At 41.9% G+C, this 24,902-nt stretch carries 20 protein-coding genes and 1 other RNA gene; 14 read left to right on the top strand and 7 right to left on the bottom strand.

Going from position 1 to position 24,902, the window contains the following annotated elements:
* Positions 1-8: 8 nt before the first annotated feature.
* A complete protein-coding gene (locus tag QQK05_RS05315; RefSeq protein ID WP_284296505.1) occupies positions 9-842 on the top strand; it encodes a PEP-CTERM sorting domain-containing protein in 834 nt (277 codons plus the stop codon).
* Between the two features lie 67 nt (positions 843-909).
* Here QQK05_RS05315 and QQK05_RS05310 read toward each other — a convergent pair whose 3' ends face one another.
* From QQK05_RS05310 to QQK05_RS05300, 3 genes are all read right to left on the bottom strand, one after another.
* On the bottom strand, positions 910-1,326 hold the full coding sequence (locus QQK05_RS05310) for a hypothetical protein (protein WP_284296504.1): 417 nt from the start codon (positions 1,324-1,326) through the stop codon (positions 910-912).
* Between the two features lie 36 nt (positions 1,327-1,362).
* On the bottom strand, positions 1,363-3,369 hold the full coding sequence (locus QQK05_RS05305; RefSeq protein WP_284296503.1) for a tetratricopeptide repeat protein: 2,007 nt from the start codon (positions 3,367-3,369) through the stop codon (positions 1,363-1,365).
* A 146-nt stretch (positions 3,370-3,515) separates the two neighbouring features.
* On the bottom strand, positions 3,516-4,187 hold the full coding sequence (locus QQK05_RS05300; protein ID WP_284296502.1) for a tetratricopeptide repeat protein: 672 nt from the start codon (positions 4,185-4,187) through the stop codon (positions 3,516-3,518).
* A 187-nt stretch (positions 4,188-4,374) separates the two neighbouring features.
* On the opposite strand from QQK05_RS05300, the gene QQK05_RS05295 reads away from it, so the two are divergent.
* From QQK05_RS05295 to QQK05_RS05280, 4 genes are all read left to right on the top strand, one after another.
* A complete protein-coding gene (locus tag QQK05_RS05295; RefSeq protein WP_284296501.1) occupies positions 4,375-6,285 on the top strand; it encodes a TonB-dependent receptor plug domain-containing protein in 1,911 nt (636 codons plus the stop codon).
* A gap of 23 nt (positions 6,286-6,308) precedes the next feature.
* Positions 6,309-6,824: a PepSY-associated TM helix domain-containing protein gene (locus tag QQK05_RS05290; protein ID WP_284296500.1), complete on the top strand. Its 516-nt coding sequence runs from the start codon at positions 6,309-6,311 to the stop codon at positions 6,822-6,824.
* Positions 6,825-6,868: 44 nt separating this feature from the next.
* Positions 6,869-7,672, top strand: a complete 804-nt coding sequence (locus QQK05_RS05285; RefSeq protein ID WP_284296499.1) for an enoyl-CoA hydratase-related protein — start codon at positions 6,869-6,871, stop codon at positions 7,670-7,672.
* Positions 7,673-7,765: 93 nt separating this feature from the next.
* On the top strand, positions 7,766-8,815 hold the full coding sequence (locus QQK05_RS05280; protein WP_284296498.1) for an amidohydrolase family protein: 1,050 nt from the start codon (positions 7,766-7,768) through the stop codon (positions 8,813-8,815).
* Positions 8,816-8,872: 57 nt separating this feature from the next.
* Here the strand turns inward: QQK05_RS05280 and ssrA are convergent.
* Positions 8,873-9,224, bottom strand: a transfer-messenger RNA (tmRNA) gene (gene ssrA, locus QQK05_RS05275).
* 257 nt (positions 9,225-9,481) lie between these two features.
* Here ssrA and QQK05_RS05270 point away from each other — a divergent pair.
* The 4 genes from QQK05_RS05270 to QQK05_RS05255 all read left to right on the top strand — a co-directional run bounded on the left by QQK05_RS05270 (position 9,482) and on the right by QQK05_RS05255 (position 14,471).
* On the top strand, positions 9,482-11,191 hold the full coding sequence (locus QQK05_RS05270; protein ID WP_284296496.1) for an MFS transporter: 1,710 nt from the start codon (positions 9,482-9,484) through the stop codon (positions 11,189-11,191).
* A 2-nt stretch (positions 11,192-11,193) separates the two neighbouring features.
* On the top strand, positions 11,194-12,147 hold the full coding sequence (lhpI, locus tag QQK05_RS05265) for a bifunctional Delta(1)-pyrroline-2-carboxylate/Delta(1)-piperideine-2-carboxylate reductase (RefSeq protein WP_284296495.1): 954 nt from the start codon (positions 11,194-11,196) through the stop codon (positions 12,145-12,147).
* Positions 12,144-13,445, top strand: a complete 1,302-nt coding sequence (locus tag QQK05_RS05260; RefSeq protein WP_284296494.1) for an aminopeptidase P family protein — start codon at positions 12,144-12,146, stop codon at positions 13,443-13,445. Before lhpI ends, QQK05_RS05260 begins: the two co-directional genes overlap by 4 nt.
* Positions 13,446-13,508: 63 nt before the next feature.
* A complete protein-coding gene (locus QQK05_RS05255; protein ID WP_284296493.1) occupies positions 13,509-14,471 on the top strand; it encodes a collagenase in 963 nt (320 codons plus the stop codon).
* A 40-nt stretch (positions 14,472-14,511) separates the two neighbouring features.
* Here QQK05_RS05255 and pepQ read toward each other — a convergent pair whose 3' ends face one another.
* Genes pepQ through QQK05_RS05240 form a run of 3 tightly spaced genes read right to left on the bottom strand, consistent with a single transcriptional unit; the run spans position 14,512 to position 18,113 of the window.
* Positions 14,512-15,825: a Xaa-Pro dipeptidase gene (gene pepQ, locus QQK05_RS05250; protein ID WP_284296492.1), complete on the bottom strand. Its 1,314-nt coding sequence runs from the start codon at positions 15,823-15,825 to the stop codon at positions 14,512-14,514.
* Positions 15,826-15,834: 9 nt separating this feature from the next.
* Positions 15,835-17,073: an NAD(P)/FAD-dependent oxidoreductase gene (locus QQK05_RS05245; protein ID WP_284296490.1), complete on the bottom strand. Its 1,239-nt coding sequence runs from the start codon at positions 17,071-17,073 to the stop codon at positions 15,835-15,837.
* A gap of 8 nt (positions 17,074-17,081) precedes the next feature.
* Positions 17,082-18,113 carry a proline racemase family protein gene (locus QQK05_RS05240; RefSeq protein ID WP_284296489.1) on the bottom strand — a complete coding sequence of 344 codons (1,032 nt, stop codon included), beginning with the start codon at positions 18,111-18,113 and terminating at the stop codon, positions 17,082-17,084.
* 91 nt (positions 18,114-18,204) lie between these two features.
* Here QQK05_RS05240 and QQK05_RS05235 point away from each other — a divergent pair, with 91 nt between their 5' ends.
* The 5 genes from QQK05_RS05235 to ygjK all read left to right on the top strand — a co-directional run bounded on the left by QQK05_RS05235 (position 18,205) and on the right by ygjK (position 24,854).
* Positions 18,205-19,122 carry a dihydrodipicolinate synthase family protein gene (locus tag QQK05_RS05235; protein WP_284296488.1) on the top strand — a complete coding sequence of 306 codons (918 nt, stop codon included), beginning with the start codon at positions 18,205-18,207 and terminating at the stop codon, positions 19,120-19,122.
* Positions 19,123-19,126: 4 nt separating this feature from the next.
* Positions 19,127-20,128, top strand: coding sequence for a 4-hydroxyproline epimerase (locus QQK05_RS05230; RefSeq protein ID WP_284296487.1), 1,002 nt, complete (start codon positions 19,127-19,129; stop codon positions 20,126-20,128).
* A gap of 15 nt (positions 20,129-20,143) precedes the next feature.
* Positions 20,144-21,628, top strand: coding sequence for an aldehyde dehydrogenase (NADP(+)) (locus QQK05_RS05225; RefSeq protein WP_284296486.1), 1,485 nt, complete (start codon positions 20,144-20,146; stop codon positions 21,626-21,628).
* 144 nt (positions 21,629-21,772) lie between these two features.
* Positions 21,773-22,426 (top strand): GntR family transcriptional regulator, encoded by a 654-nt coding sequence (locus QQK05_RS05220; protein ID WP_284296485.1) that lies wholly within the window; start codon positions 21,773-21,775, stop codon positions 22,424-22,426.
* Positions 22,389-24,854, top strand: coding sequence for an alpha-glucosidase (gene ygjK, locus QQK05_RS05215; RefSeq protein ID WP_284296484.1), 2,466 nt, complete (start codon positions 22,389-22,391; stop codon positions 24,852-24,854). The genes QQK05_RS05220 and ygjK overlap by 38 nt, the downstream gene beginning before the upstream one ends.
* The last annotated feature ends 48 nt before the right edge of the window (positions 24,855-24,902 follow it).

Here is a 24,902-nt window from a genome sequence, read left to right as displayed (position 1 = left end):
GGATATTAATGAAGTCGTTCGCCTCAGTGTTGTTTTTAACAGCATTAAGTGCAAATGCCGACTCATACACAATTTCATTTGATGAAGACGGTTTACGTGCCCCTACGGGTGGTAACCAATGTACTGGTTCTTGTAGCAAGAAGTACAAGTACAACAAAGGTCAAATCATTGATGAAGAGTTTACATCGACAGGTCACATCGGTTCGCTTGGTGGTGTCGACGTAACATTTTGGGCACAAACTAGCTGGGACAACTGGGGTAGCTCAGATGTGTCAGGTGATCCAAATGCGTTTGACAATGCAAATTCTGATTTATTTTTAACATTGTTCAACACTGACGCAACTTGGGCAACGCAAGACGAAGACTTGAAAGTTGGTCAAGGTAACGTAGCTATTATTCATGAGCGTAACGAGCAATGTAAGTTAAAATGGAACAACGGTAAGGGCTTATGTAAAGATCCTGATGATCGCTATTCAGGTGACAACCCTCACGGCGGTTTTATTTTTGTAGAATTCAGCGAAGCGGTAAGCTTAAAGTCAATCGACTTAGCTGACATGGAAGATGGCCCTAACCAACGCGGTTCTTTTAGCTTCTATGGTTCGGCTGGAAACATGATTGATGGCGTAGAGATGATGACAGTTACAGGTAACAAAGGTTACGTAACACAGAACTTCTCATTATCGGAAACTATCTCTTACTTAGTTATCCGCATGCAAGGTTCAGGTGGTTTCAAAAACTTATCGTTTGAAAAATCAAACGTTGCACAAGTTCCTGAACCAGCGACTGTTGCATTGTTCGGTTTAGCGTTATTGTTGATTTACCGTCAACGTGCTACATCGTAAATAAAGATTGTTAAATGAAAAAGGTCGGCTATGCCGACCTTTTTTTTGCCTCAAATAAAACCTACCGCTATTTAAGCGCTTTTCGAGTATTTTGATAATCTTGTATGGAAGGGGATGCGTTATCAATCGTGTCGATGAAAATATTGCGCTCTATCCAAATGACTTCTAAATCATACAAACAAAACGAGTATTTATCCGGATCTTGTGACCAAGTCTGTGTATCTTTGACAAAGACACGATTAAAGAGCTCGTTGTCATTTTGCCACCAGCAAAGAATTAAATAGGGGTACTGAGCTCCATCATGAAAAATCGCAAATGAAGGTGTCGTCTCCCAGTTTATGTCAATAGCTGCTTTTGCCTTGGCAAGCATCGGTAAATACTCAGTTTGGTCGACAGGCTGATTGGTCGCTGAGATTGAATAAATTTTTACGCCTGTATCATCAAGCCAGTTAATGTGTTGTTGTATCAATCTGGATTTGAACATATCAGGCGCTTTCCGTTTCGCTTTTATTAGTGAGAGTTAGTTATCAATGGCTTGTTGAATGAGCGCTTTCATTTCATCATTTGGAGACGCGGTTAACGCCTGATAGAGCTCAGTTAACGCCTCATCATTTCGGTTTAAGCGCTTTAGTGCCATACCTAAATGAAAACGAGTGGTTGCATTGTTGTGATCACGAGCCAAACTTTCTCTGAAGTAATTGATGGCTTCCTGCTCTCGGTTTTCATGTACTAAAGCCCAACCTAATGTGTCGTTAATCTTGGCCTCTAATGGCGCAAATTGATGTGCCTGTTGCGCGTACGTTAATGCCTCTGCATAACGTTTTTTCTCAATAAGTAATAATGACAAATTGTTTAAACTAAACGTATCTTTATTGTTGATCGCAATAGCGCGCTCATAATGCTCTACAGCATCGTCTAATTTATCGTGCTGCTCATATAAATTTGCAACTTTACGCCATGTTTGCCAATCATTTGGATTATTCGTTAACCAAGCATCAAACTGCTGATATGCGCCTACATTGTCACGATTTATTAGTAGTGTTCGGATCAGAAGTTCATGGTGCTCTATAGTTGGCTCCATCTCATAAGCACTTTTTGCTGACGCTAGAGCACTCGGATCTTGGTATAGCTTCAACATTAAGTTTGCTTGGAGCGCATAAAATGCCGCCGTTTTCTTACGTTGTTTTTGAAGGAGTGCTAAGGCGCCGTTTAAGTCACCCGTTGCTTCAAGAAGACGGACGCGTATGTGGTGAAGGTCTTTGTGATTTGGCGACAGCTTTTCAATTTCTACAATAGCTTTTTCGACCGATAGAAAATCGGCTGCGGCTAATTGCAATTTCGCTATTTCAGCTAGCTTATCTGCATCTTCTGTAAATAAACCGAAGGCGATACGTAGCGACCTTGCCGCTTGAGCGTTATCATTTTTTAATAGATTTGCTTTTGCTTTCACGATAAGTGCGAAGGGCGATAAAGACTCTAATCGATTAATATCATTTGCCGTGTCAATTGCTTTATCAGCTTGTTGGCTTGCAAGGTAGGCATTTGCTAGCTGGTACTTATTCTTGAGGTTTTGTGGTGCAAGTTCGTTAATTTGCTCAAACACACTCAAGGAACCAACTGTGTCGTTCTGACGTTTTAAAAGCTCCCCGTAGATCGGTAAAACATTCAAGTTATCAGGGTTTAATGCAAGCATCTCTTCAATCAGTGCTTGCGATTTTGCATACTGCCCATTTTTCAGGTGTAACTGGGCTAAATTGCGTTTCACCACTTCATCGTCTTTATCTAACTGCAATGCTTTATAGAAATAACGCTCTGCATTTTTATCATCTTGATTAACTAAGTATGCCGATGCAATGTAATTAAGTTCGGCAATTGTATTGTCATTGCTTGGGCTAACTAACTGATTAGCAATGTCTAACGCTTCGTTATTAAAACCCAAATTAAGATAGTTGTAGCCAAGTATCAGTAATGTTTGTTGTTTTGCTAAACCTTGCTCAGCAACGTTTTGCTGGGTCAATAATGAGATTGCCTGATTTGGTTTACCTGATTTAACTAAGACAACGGCATGAAGATTTACCATTTCTGGTGTTTGCGTAATATCAGTGGGTAACTCGGTAATTAATTCAAGTGCTCGGTTGAAACGCTGTGTTTCAATAAGCGAACGTAGCATAATGTGTGCACTTCGCTTTGATAACTGACTAACTGAAATAGGTTGTAATAAGTCACTTGCTAAATCATATTGTCGGCGTTCGATGGCAATTTCAGCTAAGATTTCTCTTGCTTGTTTACTACTTGGATTTTTTTGCAGATAGTTATTAAGGCTTGTTGTCGCATTCTGGAGGTTGCCCTGCAAAAATTGCGAAAAACCATAAACAAGCGCCAGAGGTGCAAACTGGTCAATCGTTTCAGGGTCTAATTGACTATAGCGCTCTGAAGTTTTCGCAATTAGGTTTTTAGCTTCAGTACTTTGATTGGTCTTAGCTAAATAAATACCATGCAATAGCTGAGAAAACGGATCATCAGGCATTTCTTCTAATAAAAATTCGATATCTTTTTGCGCATCAGATAGGTTATTTTCATCAAGATAAATTGTCGCTCTAGCGCGTCTTGCGTCAGTGTAGTTAGGGTTTATTTCGATCGCACGGTTGTATGCATCTAACGCTTCGGCAAGTTTTAATTCGTGACGGAATTGCTCGCCCTAAAAAAAGCAACATAAGGTTCATTAGGTGCCAACGCTTTTGCTTGCGTTAGATACTGTTTTGCTTTGATGGTGTCGTTTTGTTTCTTCGCAATCGTTGATAAACCGAGCAGGGCATCGATATTGCCTTCGTCTAAATTCAATGCTTGCTCATAATTGAATTTAGCTTCATCAAAGCTTGCTAAGCCGGATTGTGCCTTAGCTCGATAGATATATACCAGGGTGTTGATGTCTCGAGGATAAGGACCAATTTCGACATCTTCTAGAATATTTGAGAATTTGCTCTGTAGTAATAAAGATTGTGCAAGTGGAAGAATAACAAGTGACTTATCGACATTAAGCGATAGTGCTACACGATATTGATCTTCAGCAGCGGCAAGTTCTCCATACTCTAACAAAATTTGGCCGAATAGCAGTCTCGCTGGCAAGTTGTTTGAGTCTTGTTTTAAGGCATTTTTCACATGAATGACAGCTTCGTTTACGTCACCAGAATCATAAGCTGAACGTGCTTTTTCATAGAGTGAGTTGGAAAATCCACCAGCAGATATAGTGGTCGCACTCTGGCTGTATGTTACTGGAGAGAAAGATACTGCCATTGGCGTCAATGCAAGCGAAATACTTAATGATAAAAGTCGTTTTAAATCCATGTCTTGTCAGTAAATCATTATAATAAGGTTTAGTGTATTACAGCTTGAGTTGCTATTGCTAGCAACATATTAAGGTTCGTATCGAAATTGCCGATTAACAGCTAAGTTTTTAAGTCAAACGACCAAATAGTTGTTGTATTTTCTGCTATAGTGTTCCGGCTTTTGATTTATGATTGTGGAACCCCCCTTGAAAACCCCGTTCTTGTTTTACTCGCCGGTAATTTTGTCTAGCATTTTAGCTTCTATCTCTTTAGTGGCGAATGCTGAAGACGATATAGAGAGAATCGAAGTCAAGGGAAACCGCTATCAACACCAATTAGTGACAACACAAAATCAACAAGTTGTAACTGAGCAGTTAGTTTCAAATCCAATTACCTTAGCGGACTGGTTGGAGTCGATACCTGGTGTGACTTTATCTGGCCAGGGTGGTCAATTCCAGAGTTATAGTATCCGCGGGTTTAGTAAGTCTCGAATTAAAACAGAGGTTAATGGAGTGCCTATTCTCACCGATAGGCGAGCAGGTAACTCTGCGGCGTTTCTACCCAATGAATTTATTGAAGCTGTAGATGTAAGAAAAGGCCCAAGCGCCGCCTATTATGGCTCAGATGCTATGGGGGGGGTGATTAGTGCGCGTCTAAGACATTTTGACGGTGCGCAAGCACAAGTCAACATTCAACCAAGTAACGACGCAAAGAGTATCGCCATGGGATATGGTGATGACACTTATAGTGTTGGTGCTGGCTACCAAAGGGCAAATAATTCGACAGCAGCAAATGGGGAAACACTTAATACTGCATTTGATAAATTCTTTGGCATCGCTTCAATGCAGCATACGTTCGATGGGTTTACTTTTGATACCGATTTACTGGTTAGCCATGCTAGCGATATTGGAAAGAGTTCTGCGCAATATCCGTCAGAAAGGATCACAATATATCCTTATGATGAACACCTTCTCGCTAGCCTCGCAATTACCCATCAACGTTTTGGTGAGATGAATATAGGCCTTCATAATCAATCGTGGCAATCTAGCATTACAAGAGTTGGTGAGAGAACCAATGTTACAGACTATGATGCACAGACGATTAATCTTCTCTGGCAAAATGACTTTGACGGTTTTTTGGGGATTGGTGAGCGACGCGCTGAAACTGGTGGACGATGGGGAGTAGAGTGGATTCGACGAGCTGGCGTCGATATCTCCGAGCAAGAATACTCGTTGAATCAACAGCTCAATTATGAAGCTCAATTACTCGATGCAGAGCAAACAAATACCGCTATTTTTGTTCATCAGTACGGCTTAATTGACGATTGGCGCTGGGGACTTTCTGGACGATTTGATCACATTGAGCAGATACAAAATACACTTAACGACGAAGTGTCTGACACTTTTGCAAGCTTTAGTTTATCTGTGGAGCATGAAGTATCGACACGTTTCAATGTTAAAGCAGAAATTGGCAATGCCTTTAGGTTTGCGACCTTATCAGAGCGTTACTTTACAGGTGAGACGCCACGTGGCACAACCGTTGGCAACGAAGCGCTAGATCCTGAGAGGAGTTTAGGCGGCCAATTTTCCTTGGAATATTTGCTAGCTAGCACGGCAACAGTACATCTGACAGCATATCAATATAACGTTAATAACTATATTGAACGTTATCGGATTGATGAAGAAACGCTGAGCTATCGAAATCAAGACAACGCTGATATTTATGGCGTTGAAGCGTCTGTCGAGTGGCAGCAAACCGATGATGTAAAACACCACGTTACTTATCAATATAACCGTGGAGAAAATGACAACGGTCAAGCAATTGATGATTTAAACCCTGATATGTTGTCGTTGACCAGTGTATGGCATCTGAATCAGTGGCAATTTAGCAATGAATTGAGCTATCGATTTGAAAAAAATAGAGTCGGTGATGCAGAAATTCCTTTGGATGATACGCTACTTTGGCACATAAATGCTCAATATCAGGTGTCGCCAAAATGGCAAATTAAGCTGTTTTTGCATAATCTAACCAATGAGCTTTATAAAGCAACCGCCGACGAAGATGCACCATGGCAACCTGAGAGAAGCGTTGCATTGAGTATTTATTATCAGCACTAAGTAAAAAATTTTGTGAACGTTAAATGAAGTCTTTCAACAAAACTAATAGAAAAATCCATAAATGGGGCAGCATTGTTGTCGCGTTACCTATTCTTATTGTCATTATAAGTGGCATTTTATTATTGGTGCGTAAAGAGTTTGATTACCTTCAGCCTCCGAGTCAAAAAGGTCAATCAGCAACGCCAAGCATTGCGTTTGAGCAAATTCTTGCTCAAGTCAAAACCGTAAAGGAAGCAGAAATACAAAGCTGGGAAGACATTGATAGGTTGGATGTCAGACCCTCAAAAGGTATTACTAAAGTTAGAGCTAAGAGCCAGTGGGAAGTACAAATAGACAACGAAACAGGCGAAATTTTGCAGGTTGCATACCGTCGTTCTGACTTCTTGGAAAGCCTACATGATGGGACATTCTTTTTTGAAAATGCACACCTTTGGTTAATGTTGCCTAGTGGTGTCATTCTTTTCGTCCTTTGGTTGACGGGAATGTATTTGTTTATTCAACCCTATGTAAAAAAAGCGAAGAAAAAACGCAAAAGTTGATTAATATACGCTAAGGTGTCATCAAAGCTTACACATAGAAGATTATGATGACATCTATCCCTCACTTAACTGACGCACAGTTAGAAATTACCAACAATATAGCGACACTAACATTAAATCGACATGACGTGAGAAACGCTTTAACAGGCACTCATCTCATTGAAGATATTGTCTCAACTGCCCAATGGATTAATCAAAACCAAGACATTGCCGTATTAATTATTACCGGAGCTGGCTCCGCTTTTTCCGCTGGTGGAAACGTTAAAGACATGGCAAATCAAACGGGTGACTTTGGCGGTGATGTCAAAACATTAATGGATAAGTATCGTCAAGGAATCCAAAATATCCCACTTGCAATGCAAAGTCTTGAAGTACCAGTTATTGCGGCGGTAAATGGTCCTGCAATAGGTGCAGGCTTTGATCTGGCTAATATGTGTGATATTCGTCTGGCAAGTACTAAAGCCAAGTTTGGTGAAACGTTTTCAAGCTTAGGTTTGATCCCTGGAGACGGTGGTGCATGGTTTTTACAGCGAATTATCGGGTATCAACAGGCGGCGGAGCTGACATTTACTGGACGCGTTATTGATGCAGAAGAAGCGAAGTCATTGGGTATTGTATTAAACGTTGTTGAACCCGATAACCTATTGACTGAAACCAATGCGCTAGCTGAGCAAATAGCCGCTAATCCAACGGCTTCAATGCGCATGACAAAACGTTTAATGAAAATGGCACAACGTACTGAACTGCCGGATTTCTTATCAATGTGTGCAGCATTTCAGGGCATGTGTCATCATGATGAAGCACATTTAAAGGCGGTTGAAGCAATGCTGGCAAAAATGGCTAAGTAGTGAGCTGTAAAGCGGTTCGTTAGTACAAATGCAACTTGCTAAAAATTAACCAATTTGTCATCTTAGTAAAGCCTGAATTATAAAAAGACCAAGATGGACAAAAAAGCATCGTATAGCAAAATAAACGCACATGGTCACTTGTTACCCTATCCGGATCAAGTACCTGATTTTATGCGTGAAAAAAAGTACTTTTGGGTGGATGAACAGAAGAAGTTCATGCATCAAAATGATTGGCGAAGACCGATTACGGATGCGAGCTTTTTCTTAAATGAAAAGCTTGAGTGGATGGCAAAGCATGGCATCGATCACGAAGTGATTCTCAACCTGTCTCAACTCTACTGCAACGGGATAGGTGAGCAGGATACCTTTGATATTTTGCAGTTCCAAAACGATTTTAACGCACAAGTTCAATATGAACATGCCCGCAGATTCACGACAGGCTTTGTTGTCCAACCCGCGTATATTGATCAAGCCCTCAAAGAAATAGAGCGATGCGTTGAACAACACAACATGCGTTTGCTGTGCCTTAGCACCCATTACCTATCAAGTAGCGGAGAATGGTTGAGTGTTGCAGATAAAACAGTCGAGCCTATTTGGCAATTAGCTGATCATTATGGCTTAGCGGTAGAGCTTCACCCATACGATGCTGGAAAAATGGTCAATCTAAATGATATTTTCTGGCGTAATCATTTGGTTTGGATGATGGCTCAAACGGCAGACACATTCTTAATGTTTGCACTCAATGGCTTCGCACAAAAATATCCCAATGTTCGCACGTGTTTCGCCCATGGCGCCATGTTGGCTCAGGCTAACGTGGCCCGCGTAAACCAAGGGATGGTGGGGCGACCAGACCTTTTTCCAAATACTCATGACGTTAAAGACACTATAGGCGCAAAAAATGTCTATTTTGATAGCTTGGTACACGATCCGCTAACGTTGGAAATGATGATCAAACGTGTTGGTTCGAGCCAAATTCTATGGGGTGTTGATGATCCTTATCCGTTAGGCGAAATGGAAACGGTTCCTGGCTGCTACCCGGGTGTTTTACTCGATGAGCTTGAAAAAGACCAGGTGATTACGGCGAGTGAAAAACAATATATGATGTCAACAAATTCGCTCGCATGGCTAAACCTTAAGCCCTAATGTGATTTTTATTGAACAAAAAACAAAAAAGACGCCCTAGAGCGTCTTTTTTTAATGTGGTGGAGCTGGCGGGAGTTGAACCCGCGTCCAAAAAACCTACATCCTCGGTCCTACATGCTTAGTCGATTTTTTATTTAGCCAATTAGACGCCAATCGACAGGCTTCTTCATGGTGAGCTTGATACGGTTTCGCGGTTCAGCCTCAAGCAAGCTTCCCTCGCTAGCCTACATGGGGTGACCATCGGCATCTCAAGACTATAGGCGAATCTTCGAGAGGATGGCTAGCATTAAGCTGCTAGTGCGAACGTTTCGTCGTTTGCAATTATAGTTTTGCGGCTTTTTACCAGGCCAACCGCCCCTGGGCATGCACCTTGGGTTTCGTGAATCTTGTCGAATCCTGAATCAGCCCCAAGTGCCACTAGTATCACTAGTGCAGATCGGCATTCTATGCCCTGAATAACATTTCAGCAAGTAATAAATCGTATCAAATGGTGTAACAGACTAAATTTCCAACAGAAGTTCATTAAATACACGGTAAGTGATCGTTTTAGTTGCAATTGTTGATCACGAAAAAATCGGTGTACGGGTGTTAAAATACAATTTGACACTTTGGTATATTGTATACAATAATCTGTTTCCATCATTTACTAATAAAAAATAAACAAAAATGAGTAAATCAGTTTGGTCTTTTCCGAGTGCGTTTTATGTTGCCAATACCATGGAGATATTTGAACGTTTGGCATGGTATGGCTTTTTCACTTTATCTTCTTTGTATATGACAACGCCGGTTGCGCAAGGTGGGGTTGGTTTTACGGAAGAGCAACGCGGCGCGCTGCAGGGGATCATTCCATTCTTTCTTTACTTACTTCCTGTAATTACAGGGGCATTAGCCGACCGTTATGGCTACAGGAAAATGTTTATTATTTCGTTCCTGATCATGGCTCCCAGCTATTATTTGCTCGGACAAGCGTCGAGTTTTAGTAGCTTTTTTATCGCGTTTTCAGCGGTAGCTATTGGCGCGGCATGCTTTAAACCTGTTGTTGTCGGTACGATTAGCCACTGTACAAATGACAAAAATAGGGGGTTAGGATTTGGTATTTTCTACACCATGGTAAATATCGGTGGTTTTATTGGACCACTTGTCGCAGGTTATGTCAGAGCAATCAGTTGGGACGCGGTGTTTATGATGTCTGCGTTATGGATCTTAATTAACTTATTGCCAGCTGTTTTTTTCTATCGCTCACCAACCAGCCAATCGAAGGCAAGTGGCAGTTTTGCAAAAACCTTAAAGCAAGCTCAGCAAATATTAGGGAATGCGCGATTTGCCTTGTTGATCTTCCCGTGCATTGTGTTGCTGATGTTAGCAGGTTCTAGCTTTATTAGTTATGGCCAGGCGGTTGCATTTGTTGCTGCTTGGTTAGTTATCAATGCCATCTGGGAAAAGCTATTCGTTAACCAGTCAACATTATGGTATCGACAACCTGTCAAGGTCAGTAATGCACCATTTGCGCTTTATTTGGTGATTTTAACGGGTTTTTGGACCATCTACATGCAGCTGTTTTATACCATGCCTTTATATATCCGGGACTTTGTTGATACGACGGATTTGGTTAACGCGATTGCGCCATTAGGTGAGGGCTTAGTCAGTTTTCTTGCATTCGTAAATAAAGAGGCGCTTGTTGAACACATTCAACAACTTGCGGTCTCTGGTACGAGCGCGAGCGTTGCTTTTGATGAACTTATTCACTTAAAAGTCAGAGTGCCTATCGCTGAAATTCAACAAGGATTGCTATTACTCGGACCTCAGCCAGATCCTCAGGCAGTATCAACACTGGCAGACAAGTGGATAAGCCAATACCGTCAAATTAATCCTGAGTACATTATTAATTTAGACTTTTTGGCTATTGTGATTTGTCAAATAGCCGTGAGCTACGTGTGTCAGAAATTCAAAGAGATCAATGTGCTATTTGCTGGTGTGATTGTTTTTAGTCTTGGTTGTGTTGTTGCCATTTTAGCTGATAGTGCGCCTGTGGGTGGAGCTGTCGTTGTGTTAGCTGTGTTAATGATGGCATTTGGCGAAATGATCACTTCACCTAAAAGCCAGGAATATGTTGCCAGCATAGCGCCTAAATCACAGTCAGCGCTGTACATGGGGTATTACTTTGTCTCAATGGCGTTAGGCTTTCTGTTTGCAGGTTTAATCTCAGGTTGGGCTTATGGTGAGCTCGCTAAATCTATGAATAGGCCTGAACTCATGTGGGCGCTATTTGCCATTGTCGGTGTTGTTACAAGCATAGGGCTGATTTGGTTTAATCGTCGCTATGTCCAATCGAATGCTTTTGAAATCAAAGGCGCTGTTTCTGATACAGGTAGTTAAACATGAGTAATATTATTTCTGCACAACAGGTCCGTAGCCAATTGGGCTATGTAGAACTGATCAATAAACTTGAACACGCATTTGCCAGTGACATTGAAACACCTCTACGTCAGCATTTTGATATACCAAACCCTGTGAGTGAACGAGAAACGACCTTGCTAATGATGCCTTCATGGCAAGTCGGTGAAGATATTGGCGTTAAGCTAGTTACGGTGGTTCCTGAAAGCTATAAATTTGATTTACCCTCGATAAAGGGGATCTATGTATTAATCAATGCTGTCACAGGCGAAGTGAAAGCCACGATTGACGCACCCAGCTTAACTGCAAAGCGCACTGCAGCTGCTTCGGCATTGGCGAGTCGCTTTTTATCGCGTGAAAACAGTCGATCGTTATTGATGATAGGCACAGGAACTTTGTCTAGTGAGCTGATCGAAGCGCATTGCTCGGTTCGGCCGATAGAGCAGATCTTTGTTTGGGGCCGAGACATTCAAAAAGCTAAACAGGTATTAAAGAAAATCAGCCATTTACCGGTGCAAGCAACGGTGGTTGAAGACATCAGTGAGGCGATAGCGTTTGTTGATATTGTCTCCTGTGCAACGATGAGCATTGAGCCACTAATAAGTGGCACATGGCTAAAGCCGGGTCAACACCTTGATATGGTTGGTGCATATCGCCCTGATATGCGTGAAGCAGATGATGAATGCTTATTACGAAGCCGAATCGTGGTTGATAACTTACAAGGCGCATTAAAAGAAACGGGCGATTTAGCAATTCCGCTAAGTAAGCAAATCATTAAACCTGAAGATATAGAAGCCGATTTATTCGCGTTAGCTCGAAAAGATACGCACTTTTTAAGGCAACCAACTGACATCACTTTTTTCAAATCCGTTGGGCATGCGCTTGAAGACCTTGCAGCCGCCCAACTACTTGTCTCGAAATTAGAGGGCAATTCATGAATATTTATCAACAACGTCGTAACCAATTTCTCGCATCAATTGAACAAGATGCAGTTGTTATATTGGTTGGCAATACAGAAAAAGTGAGAAATAAGAATATTCTTTTTCCATTTCGACAAGATCATGACTTTTACTACCTTACCGGGTATGCGGAGCCTGATGCTGTCGCTGTATTACGCCCCAATAGTGATCAACCCTTTGTGATGTTCAATCAACCTAAAGATGAATTTCAAGAGGTATGGTTTGCCGCGAGAGCAGGCCAACAAGGAGCAATTGAACAATATGGTGCTGACGCCGCCTTTGATATTGCAGCACTCCATCAAGAGTTGCCACGATTGTTGGGTCATCGAAAGCATATCTATTTGTCCGACGAGCAAGGCAGGTTTCATGAACATATTTTCCATTGGCTTGATGGTCAAAGGAAGCAGGCGAAGTTCGATGAGCCAAAAATATTCAAGCAACTCCACAGTGCACTCCCGTATATTCAGCAAAAGCGAAGAGTTAAAGATGAGCATGAGATAGCGTTAATTCGTCAGGCTGTTGATGCCTCAGTTGTGGCGCATCAAGCGGTTATGCGAGCAACAAAGCCGGGAATAACAGAAAACGAATTGGCCGCGTTATTTATGCAACAGGCCAGTGTGTTTGGTTGTCAAGATGTTGGCTATCCATCAATCGTTGCTGCAGGTAACAATGCGTGTTGTTTGCATTACTCCCAAAACACGGCACGTCTTAAAGATGGTGAATTATTGTTGATAGACGCTGGCGCTGATTATCAATATTACACGGCCGATATCACCAGAACATACCCGGTAAACGGACAATTTTCTACACCTCAAAAAGAGCTTTATCAAGTTGTACTTAACGCGTTAGAAGCAGGTATCAGCAAAGTGAAACCTGGAGCCAGCTGGGGGGATATTTATCCTGCAGCCATGCGTGAGCTAGCGATAGGCCTTCATGATCTTAAGGTGATTGATGCAAGTGTTGATGAGATTTTCGAAAAATCGCTATTTCAGCAGTATTCACTGCACAAAACAGGACATTGGCTTGGTTTAGATGTTCATGATGTTGGTAGTTATCACGATGAACATGGCCAATGGGTCGAGCTAGAGAAAAATATGATTTTCACCATCGAACCTGGGCTTTATTTTCCGGAAAGTTGTATGAATGTACAAAAGCACTTTCGTGGCATGGGCATCCGATTAGAAGACGATATTTTAGTTACCGATACAGGTCATGAAAACCTGTCGATTAGCTTACCTAGAACAATCTCGCAGATTGAAACTTTTATGCAAACCTAACCTTCCCTCTAATAAATGAGCAAGGAAGCCCATTTGTTAGGTTAATTCGGAGAAACAATAATAATGAAAAAGTTAGTAATGTTGGCATTACCATTAGGTGTAATGGCGTGTGATGACTCAGTTCAAACAACCGTAGAAGAGAAAGCCGCGTCGCCGGTATCTGAGAATATAGTACTTGCGACGGGCAATGTTGTAAGAGAGGGCGAGACGTATCAGCCCGCGTGGGTTCGCAACAAACCTGAAATTGATAAAATACTGTCAGGAACTCACCAATGTGCCGACAACTTAAGCCTACGTTATCAGCAAATGACGGAGCAAAATATTGCGGATTCTTGTCGTTTATTGCTGTCCACTGAACAGCGATTTCACCGCCTGTTTGAGCGCCAAAATAAACCAGTGTTGCATGACCATAACACGGTACTTCGTGCGAATATCTACGCCAGTAAAGACGACTATGTAGCCTATGTCACAAAACACTTTGATGTACCTTCAAACAATGGTGGAATGTACTTAGAGGGCTTGCCACATTTAGAAGATAACAGCGCAGAATATGTCGCTTACTTGAGAAATGGTGAAGTCTGGAATCTAAATCATGAATTTGTTCATTACTTAGATGGGCGTTACAACAACTACGGTGACTTTTGTGCGGGTTTGCATGACAACCATGCGGGGCCTGAATATTGTTTAAAACCAGCGCCTAAGCCACCTTATTTAACCTGGTGGACGGAAGGAATCGCCGAATATGTTGCACATATGGAAGATAACCCAAAAGCGATTGCATTGGCCAAGGATAAAACCTATTCATTGAGTGAGCTTTTGTATAACTCTGGTGATGGTTGGAATGTCGATAAAGTTTATCGCTGGGGCTATCTAGCCGCGCGTTACATGATGGAGCAACAACGAGATAAAGTTGAGCAAATGTTATTCTTTACCCGACAAGGTGACTTTCCTCGGTATCAAGCGTTGATACTAGAGTGGGGGACGTCGATGGACGATGATTTTCATCGTTGGTTAGAAACGCTTTAAACTGATAAAAAAAAGAGCGACTTATCGCTCTTTTTTATTGTTAGGCTAATTCATCAAAAGCCTGCTGACTTAGGTTTTCAGGCTTGCCATTTACCATTGCAATACTGTCTTCCATTCTAAAGCCACCAAAAGATTTAAAGTGATTAATCCTAGACCAATTAAAGTCAGGGTTATCCTTATGTTGTTCAAGTAACATGTCGATAAAATAGATACCTGGCTCTACAGTAAAAACAACATTATTTTCCATCGGTCTATTCAAACGCAGAAATGGATAACGCGGATCTCGAACGGATTCATTCAAACCATTTTCAGATAAATATCCGCCGATATCGTGGACTTGCAAGCCAATATAGTGACCCGTTCCACAAGGGAAAAATACGCGGCTATAACCATGTTCGTAAGCTTTTTCGGCACTGCAGTTGAGTAAACCAAATTGACTTAATAATTTAGCCATGCGGCGATGTGAAGAGTCATGAAACGCTAGGTATGACTTATCTAGCGAAATTTCACCTAGGAGTTCTGCATATTCCTGTTGATAGGCTTGATAGAGCTCACTGAACTCATGGTTTGCATATTGTTCACCAATATAGGTTCTACTGATATCTGCGTGATAACCATTAAAGCTGGCACCCGCGTCTATTAAAAATGACTTAAAATGCGTTGGCTTGGTTGTTTGGTAATGGTCGTAATGCAATATGGCACCGTGTTGATTCAGTGCAATGATATTGTTGTATGGTAGCTCACTTTCACGAATATTAATTGCCGCCAAATAGGCCTGATGAATTTCCAGTTCTGAAGCACCATTGTAAAACGCCGTTTTTGCCGCTAAATGAGCCTTAGCCGAAAGTTGATTGGCGTTACGCATATTGTTAATTTCATAAGCTGATTTATACGCCCGTTGATAGTTGATGTAATTTAAAAGAGCACTCGGATTAACATTATTAATACCAAGCTCGGTGGCTAGTTCAGTTTCTTCACCAATAAATGCTGTATTGGAAAGTCGTTGGTTGAGGTGCTTACTCACTTCCAGAGGATCTGAAATGATCGTGAGGTCAAAGTGTTCTTGCCATTCACCAGGTGGTGTTTCTGGCTGAGCGTGCCAATAATCACTGATTTGGTAGAGGAATAATCGAGGTTTTTCATTTGCTTCATAATAAACAAAGCTTTTTACTTGGCTCGTTAAAGGGAGCCAGTATTTAAAATATGGGTTGATATTAACTCTTTGACCATTGTCATCTTGAAACGGGTATTTTTGCTCGCCGGCATAAATTAAAACGCCATCCACATTTGCACGTTTTAGTCCCTCATTAAATGTCGTTCGGAGTTGTTCTAGATGTTGCGTGTATAGTGTCATAATCTCTCTCTAGTTAAATCTGCTAATACAAAAGGGTGATAAATCAATAGTGGTTGGTTGCTGTGTTATCTGTTGAGTGATTAGCTCCCCAGTAATTGCTCCATGGGTTAAGCCTAAATGGTGATGACCAAATGCGAAGAATATATTGCTATGCTTCGGTGCTTGACCAATGACAGGTAATGAATCAGGCAATGATGGCCTAAAGCCCATCCACGCACTTTTTGATGGAGGATGAATATGCTCCTTTAATATCGCTCGAGCATGTGGCAGCAGTATTTCTGCACGTTGATTATTCATGGGCGCCTGTAGGCCGGCGAACTCTACTGTACCTGCAAGTCTCAAGCCTGATGCCATTGGAGTCATAATGAACTTTCGCTCAGCAGAGGTAACAGGTCGATTTAATAGGTTAGTTTGTGGCAGCATTAGGTGATAACCCCGTTCGGTATCGAGGGGAACGTTATAGCCTAGTTGGTTCGCAAGTGTTTTTGACCAAGCGCCAGTGGCAATGACTAGTTTGTCAAATTCGTAGTGACTTCTCTCAGTCTTAATCAACAGCTTATTACCCGTGTTAATTCGCGAGACATCATCAATGATTAGCTGACCTCCTTGTTCGATGAAAACTTGTGCTAGGGCAATACATAGTGCTTCTGGATCCGTAGTATGCCCACCTGTTTCAAAGTGTATTGCTGCTGTTATGTTGTCCGATAGATTAGGCTCAAGTGCGTTTAGCTGTGATTTATTTAACACCGTAGCTGGCACCCCGTGAGCAACAAAGCGAGATTTTATTTGTTCAATTTCATCCTGACATGTTGACTCAAAGACTAATAAACTGCCTTTTAAGTGTATTAAGTGCGTCAGATCGAATTCACGTAAAAGTGTTTGATATGCGTTTATCGAGTGTTCATTTAATAGGGTTAACTGCTTTGTACTTTGCGCGTATGGTTGTTTACGCATTTGCCAAATAAATCGTAAAAACCACGGCAATGCCTTTAGAAAATATCTAGGCCTGATACGAAATGGCCCCAGTGGATCCAACAGCATCTTAGGGATCTTTGGCAGCAGGTGTTTGTCTGCTAACGGAAACACCTGCTCCGTTGCAAAATGTCCTGCATTACCTTTTGAGCATTCTTTTGCAATACCTTTACGATCGATAATGCTTACCTTAAAGCCTTCTTTTTGAAGATTGAGCGCAGTGCAAAGACCAATAATTCCACCACCGATGACACCGACATGCTGATTTCCTTTCATCCTGATTTCTACCTTAAAATGAAGCCGGGATTGACAGGATCCGTTTTATCTATGAAAAACCTGTGCTGACCTGTAACGAATGCTGAGCCTGAAACGTTTGGAATAACCGCCTGTTTGTTAAAGTATTCGTGTGGTTTATGTCCATAAACCGTCATCGACGTAGAGAGTATACTTTCAATCGTTACCGCTTCATTTATCGCGATATTTTCTTTATGCATAAGTAGGGCTATTCGGCCACTAACGCCAGTTCCTGTTGGTGAACGATCAACTTCTCCATCCGCAAATATACAGACGTGGCGAGAATGACTCGTCGGGTTGGTTACTTTACTTGACGTAAATATCGTTCCGTATAAAAAGGAAAGGTCGTCATGTTCCGGGTGATGAAGTTGATAATCAGCGATAACTGCTTTTTTGATTGCTCTACCAAAATGAATTAAGTTTTCGACATTATTTGGATCGCAACTTAAACCCAGCTTATCGGCATCGACGTAAGCATAATAAGCTCCACCAAACGCGATATCGTAGTCAACCTTACCTAAACCTTCGATAGTGACTTGCTGGTCGGTGACTTCGACAAAAGAGGAAACACAATCGAAGCTAACTTGTGGTTTCCCCTCGATAAGTTGGCCATAGGCAACAATACGGCCCGCAGGTGAATCGATATTTATCGTGGCAACATCGTTTTCATATACCTGAATGTCATTACATTCAATCGCAGCAGTTACTGTGGCTATGATCCCGTGACCACACATGCTTGAGTAACCTTCGTTGTGCATAAACAAAATACCAAAGTCACCATCTTCAGTGCATGGCTCTGTAATGAGTGCGCCGTACATATCTGCATGACCACGTGGTTCAAACATCAATGCTTTGCGTAAATGATCCAATTCCCGCTCTACAAAACGACGCTTTTCTAAAATTGTATCGCCAATAATTTGAGGGTAACCACTTGTCACAATGCGCAATGGTTCTCCCTCTGTGTGCATATCTAGCGTAGTTAACTGCTGAAATTGATTTAGGTTTTTTAAATTGAAATCCATCTTTTTAACACTCAGTTAAATTATTTATTGAATATTGTATACAATATACTTATGATGGCAAGCAATTGATAACTAATTATGGAGTTGACCGATGTCAGTTAACTGGAGAGGCGTATATCCAGCCGTTACTACACAATTTAATGAAGATTTTTCTGTTAATTATGAAACAACACAACAAATGCTAGATAACCTCATTAATGAAGGTGTTCACGGCATTATTGTGAATGGTACTGTGGGTGAGAATTGCTCATTAAGACCAGAAGAAAAGAGAAAGGTCATGGCTGCTGCAAAAGAGGTTGTGGCTGGTCGAGTACCTGTAATATCAGGTGTTGCAGAGACAACAACACAGTTTGCCGTCGAGTTTAGCCAAGATGCTGAAAAAATGGGCATTGATGGCCTAATGGTTTTACCAGGTATGGTGTACCGTTCGACGGAGCGTGAAGCTATTCATCATTACCAGCAGGTTGCGCGGAACACGGCGTTACCCATCATGGTATACAACAACCCAATTACTTATGGTGTTGATGTTTCAATTGAGGGAATGAAAACACTAGCAGAAGAGCAAAATATTGTTGCGGTAAAAGAAGCGACTGAAGATACCCGAAGAATTTCTGAACTCTTCAGTGCTTTTGGCGATAGATACACGGTTTTTGGTGGTGTTGATGATATTGCGTTGGAAAGTTTAATGCTGGGTGCAACTGGTTGGATTTCTGGATTAACCAATGTATTCCCGCGCGAATCAGTCGCGATTTTTGAATTAGCGGAACAAGGCCGTTATCAAGAAGCCCTCGAAATTTGGCGATGGTTCTTGCCTTTATTGAGACTCGACACGATTCCTACGCTTGTTCAATGTATTAAGTATGCCGAGTTCCTTGCTGGCCGAGGCTCTGAACTAACTCGAGCACCACGCCTATCGCTACCTGAACAAGAGAAGCAGTATGTAAAACAGCTATTTGATACTGCCATGGCAAATCGAATTGACCTTAGTAAATTCAAGCTAGGGGAGTAGTTATATGCAAAAAGGCACCTTTTATTGTATCGATTCACATACATGTGGTAACCCTGTACGGCTAGTGACGAGTGGGCATCCTGATCTTAATGGACAGACCATGAGTGAGAAAAGGGCAGACTTTCTTACTCACCATGATTGGATCAGACAGTCACTAATGTTTGAACCACGCGGCCACGATATGATGTCTGGTGCCTTTTTGTACCCACCTATTAATAAAGAAAATGATGTTGCTATTTTGTTTATTGAAACCTCAGGCTGCCTGCCGATGTGTGGCCATGGGACAATAGGTACGATAACGGCTGGAATAGAGGCTGGATTGATAAAGCCTAAAATACCGGGCCAGCTTAAAGTTGAGGTACCGGCAGGAATTATTGATGTTGAATACCACATGACGAACGGCAAAGTTGAGTGGGTTAAGATATTCAACATTGCGTCTTATCTCGCTCACGAAGGCATCGTCATTGATGTTCCTGATCTTGGCACATTAACAGTTGATGTCGCTTACGGTGGGAATTTTTACATTATTGTTGAACCACAAGAGAATTTCCCAGGAATAGAGCATTGGAATGCTGAAGATGTATTGAGGTTTAGTCCAATGGTTCGTGAACTCGTTAATCAACAAGTCAGCTGTATTCACCCTGAAGACAGTACGGTATGTGGTGCCTCTCATTTATTATGGACTGGTATACCCAAAAATAGTGAATCCGATGCGGCAAACGCTGTCTTTTATGGTGATAAAGCGATTGACCGATCGCCATGTGGAACCGGCACCAGTGCTCGCATGGCTCAACTTTTTGCGAAAGGCAAACTCCAACCAGGTGCAGACTTTGTTCATGAAAGCTTTATTGGCAGTCAATTTGTTGGCCGCATAGAAAGTACCTGTATGGTTGGCGAGTATGCCGCCATCATGCCGAGTATAAAAGGTTGGGCAAAGGTGTTTGGCAGTAATTGTATCACCGTTGATACGGACGACCCGTACTTTGCGGGCTTTCAAGTTATTTAATTGTTAGGTAAAAGTATGAATATCACAGGTAAAAGTTTAATCAACGGTACGTGGCAAGTGGGAGAGGGTGTTGATACCTTTTTCGCCTTTGTTCCTCAAGAAAACCGTTATGATGATCTACCTTTTTATGAGGTTAGTCAGCACTTAGTGGAGTCAGCTTCAGCGGCGGCTGAGCAAGCGTTCAAACGTTACCGTAAAACAACACCAGAGCAACGCGCTGACTTTCTTGATGCTATTGCAGAAAATATACTGGCATTAGGTAATGACTTAATCCATACCACCATGCGTGAAACAGGATTACCAGAGCAACGTCTTGAAGGTGAGAGAATGCGAACGGTCAATCAATTAAGGTTTTTCGCCAATGATTTACGTGCAAACCTAGTCACTTCAACGATTGAGGACGAACAACCAGAGCGAGCTCCGCTACCTAAACCAGAAACTGAGCTTACTTATATACCTGTTGGGCCTGTTGCCGTTTTTGGTGCCTCAAACTTTCCTTATGCATTCTCTACGTTGGGTGGGGATACTGCATCGGCATTAGCGGCTGGTTGTACCGTTGTTGTTAAAGGGCATCCTGCACACCCTGCAACCAGTGAGTTAATGGCTAACGCGATATTAAAGGCGATAAAGGATCTGGATATGCCACTTGGCGTGTTTGCGTTATTGCAAACATCAAGGCCGGAACCAAGTCATCAATTAGTAAAGTGTACCGAAATTAAGGCGGTGGGTTTCACTGGTTCGTTTAATGTGGCTTCTTCTCTTCAAAAGAGTATTCATCAACGTCAGGAAGTTATTCCATTATACGGTGAATTGGGTAGCATCAACCCACAAGTTATCCTCCCAAAAAAGGTGGCTTGTGACGCTGAATCATTAGCCCAAGCTTTAGTTGGTTCTTTGATGATGGGCCAAGGGCAATTTTGCACCAGTCCTGGGGTCTGGTTGCTACCAGCCAATAATGAAAAGTTTTTGACGGCCACTGCACAGGCATTATCGACAGCATCAAGTGCACCGTTACTCACGCCGGGTATCTTGGCTAATTACCAAGCGTCAATACAGCAAATACGTGATATTCGCGATGTGTCTTTAGTTGGCCAAAATAGTCCATCAGCGCCATTTCATCCGCAAGCACAAATCGTCAGGACAAATGTTAAAGCGTTCTTGGAGCATCGTATTTTGCATGAGGAAACATTTGGCCCTAGCGCTATTATTGTTGAGTACGACGGTGTTACAGAGTTGATGTCACTAATTGAGCAACTTCAAGGGCAATTAACGGCTTCTATTCATGGCTTATCACAAGAGATTGATGAGCAAGCTGAGATTGTTGAAGCTTTATCATTTAGTGTTGGGCGACTGATTCTAAATCAAATGCCAACAGGAGTTGAAGTGTGTGCCACGATGAACCACGGCGGTCCATTCCCTTCGTCGACTGATGTCAGAACAACGTCAGTTGGTTTACATGCAAAAGACAGGTTTTTGAGGCCCATTTGTTATCAAAGGTAATATAACATTTTGCCCAGTACAGGGACGTACTACCTAATGGGGTGAGCAGAAAATAGAAAACTTAGTGAATAATTCTAACAGCTTATAGCAACGAGCTTACGAAGTGCATATAATCGTATACAAAATGCAATATCGAGAAGATTTATGGCAATTGTACACAAGACTCGCACGCAACTCGTTGTTGAAGTGTTACGGAATAAAATTTTATCAGGTGAAATAGCGGCAGGTGAGTCGCTAAGACAAGCGGCTTTAGCTGAAGAGCTCAACGTTTCACGGATACCGGTTCGAGAAGCATTATTGCAACTGGAGGCAGAAGGTTTAGTTAATTTCGAGCCGCACAAGGGAGCTACAGCTACTGAACTATCTGCGGATCAGGTTGATGAGATTTTTGAATTACGTGCGCTACTTGAATGTGAGCTATTGAAATACTCAATCGACGATTTAACGGATGAAGATATTGCCGAGGCAGAAGCGCTTATCCAACAAATGGAGGAGGCAACGGGCCACCTAGATAATGCGCAGGGCGAGTTAAATTATCGATTCCACAATATTCTGTATTGCAGGGCCAATCGACCTCATACGGCTGAGCTTGCTGATGCATTGATTAAAAATTCATTGCGTTATGTGCGAATGCACTTGTTACTTGCTGGTGGTGAAAGCACCGCCCAAGATGAGCATAAAGAGTTGTTGAGGCTTTGCGCAGAAAAACAGTCAGAACAAGCGCAAGCTTATTTAAGAGAGCATATAATAAGTGCCAAAGATGATATTAAACAACTACTTAGAGACAACGATTTGTAGCCGATATTCTGATAAGCCTACAAAATACCTGAGGTTTGTAGGCTTCATTACATTCCTCACTATTTTCATTTCTTCCCACAGTTTTGCTTCATCATATAAAAATATCATTGACCGATATGGCGAGCCTGAGCAATATCGTGTTTTTGATAAGTATGGCAATCAACAATTCAACCCGTTTTTTGATGCAGGAAGCTGGCATGGCTTTCTACTCCCTCAGAGTGATGAGCTGTTGGGTGGCTTTACCGGGCCTATGGTTATCGCGCAAGAGTACGGTGTTTTCATTGCTAAACAATTTGAGCAGCTCTTGCTTATTAATTCACAAAACAATTCAATCATTGACTGGCGCAGTTTTAATCGAGAAATCTATGCATTGCCAGGAGAGCTTGTCCAACAGTATCGTCGCGAAGATCTACTTGTTGAATTAAGGTTAAGATTTGTTGGTGAGCGATTTGCTTTAGTCAAAACGAATATTCAAAACTTATCGACAGCATCTTTGCCATTAACGTTAGTTTGGCATGGTGCGCTAAACCAACACTGGCAAGAATCTGAATTAATTACAGATAAGTTTACAAAATGGCAGCCAAGGCTCAGCAAGGACAATAGTGGTGTTTCTGTTGTGCTACCTGAGATTCGAGATAAGTGGAACCTATTATTTAGCGATGGCGCAAGTTATACGATACAGCGCAATGTACCTTCAAAGACTCATATTGAAGATAACCAAAGTCAATACCGCAGTGAACATTCCATAAAAATCGCGCCTAAAGCAACAGTTGAGCTGTTCACCGCTCATAGCTATTTTCATAATGCGACCGAAAAAATTGCCTCACAGGCTTCATTATCAAAAATACTTAAGCAGCCTAAGTCATTTTGGAAGCAAAGTGAGCAGCGTTGGCGGCATTATTTAGACGCAGTGAATAGGGCACACACACCTTATTCAGTAATCCAGGTAAAATCTATTGAAACCTTAATTGGTAACTGGCGAAGCCCTGCTGGTGCCATTAAGAGCCACGGTGTCTCTCCCTCTGTCACAGCCAGGTGGTTTAACGGTTTTTGGGCCTGGGATAGTTGGAAGCATGCCGCTGCGTTGGCAGATATTGATACCGACTTAGCTAAAAATGTGATTAATAGCATGTTTGATTATCAGGTTCAGGTTGATGATAACATTCGCCCTCAAGATGCGGGCATGGTTATTGATGCTATTTTTTACAATAAAGACAGTGATCGTGGTGGCGATGGAGGTAATTGGAACGAGCGCAATACTAAACCACCCCTAGCGAGTTGGGCTGTATGGAAAGTATTTAAAGCGAACAACAGTCAGCAATATCTCAAGGAAATGTTGCCAAAACTGGTTAACTACCACCAATGGTGGTATCGAAATCGAGACCATAATAAGAATGGTCTTGTGGAATATGGCGCAACACTTCATCGCTTCCATAACGATAACCACAATAATATGGTGTTCAATCTTCAGGTTGAACATAGCTTACCCAGTCAATTGAAGTCTCAATGCAAATCATTGCAAGACAACTGGTATCAATGTACTGGCATCTCGAGCTACAAAGAAGTCATCCATAGCATAGATTATTTGGCGATTGATATTGGGGTTCAGCATGGCACAGGTTGGGAATCAGGTATGGATAATGCGGCTCGTTTTGGTTTTATATCCAACGAACAATTATCAGCATATAGTCATCGTTATTATCAAGGCGATATACGCAAAGCAAAACGTGACTGGCATGTCGAGTTTATAGAAAATACCGACATAGAAGGTAATATCTTGGGTTTTTCGATTGCACAAGAATCTGTCGAGCTCAATAGTTATCTGGTGCTTGAAAAACGACTTATTGCAAAAATGTACCGTGCAATTGGAAAACAAGCTCAGGCAAAAGCGTACATAGCTGATGCGGATGAGTTAGCTAAGAAAATCGAACAGTGTTTTTATGACGAGTTGACCGAGTTCTACTATGATTTGAAACTCTCAACCGAAAAAAAACGTACAGGTGTTTGTCATGGGCAACTGTTAGTTCATCGAGGGAAAGGGCCCGAGGGATGGGCACCGTTATGGGCTAATGTGGCATCAACCGAACGTGCAAAAAAGGTTGTGACACACATTATGAATAAGCAAGAGTTCAATACCAAAGTACCAATTCCTACGTTATCCAAAATGAGCCCTGCATACGATCCTGATATTTATTGGCGTGGCAGGGTCTGGCTTGATCAGTTTTACTTTGCTATCGAAGCAATGAACAATTACGGCTATGAAGATGATGCCAATGTGTTAATAAATAAGTTTTTGACTAATGCAAGTGGTCTATTAACTGCTGATCCCATCAGGGAAAATTACAATCCGCAAACAGGTCAAATGCAAGGAGCAACTAATTTTAGCTGGAGTGCAGCTCATTTGTTTATGTTGTTACAGAATAAGTAATCGTGGAAGCATAGATGTTGTCGCAGAGAGGGGGGAGCTCTGCGACAG

This window comes from Thalassotalea loyana (genome assembly GCF_030161435.1).
Taxonomy (GTDB): domain Bacteria; phylum Pseudomonadota; class Gammaproteobacteria; order Enterobacterales; family Alteromonadaceae; genus Thalassotalea_G; species Thalassotalea_G loyana.
The sequence above is the reverse complement of the archived record's forward strand: the minus strand, read 5'-3'. Positions and strand labels throughout refer to the sequence as shown.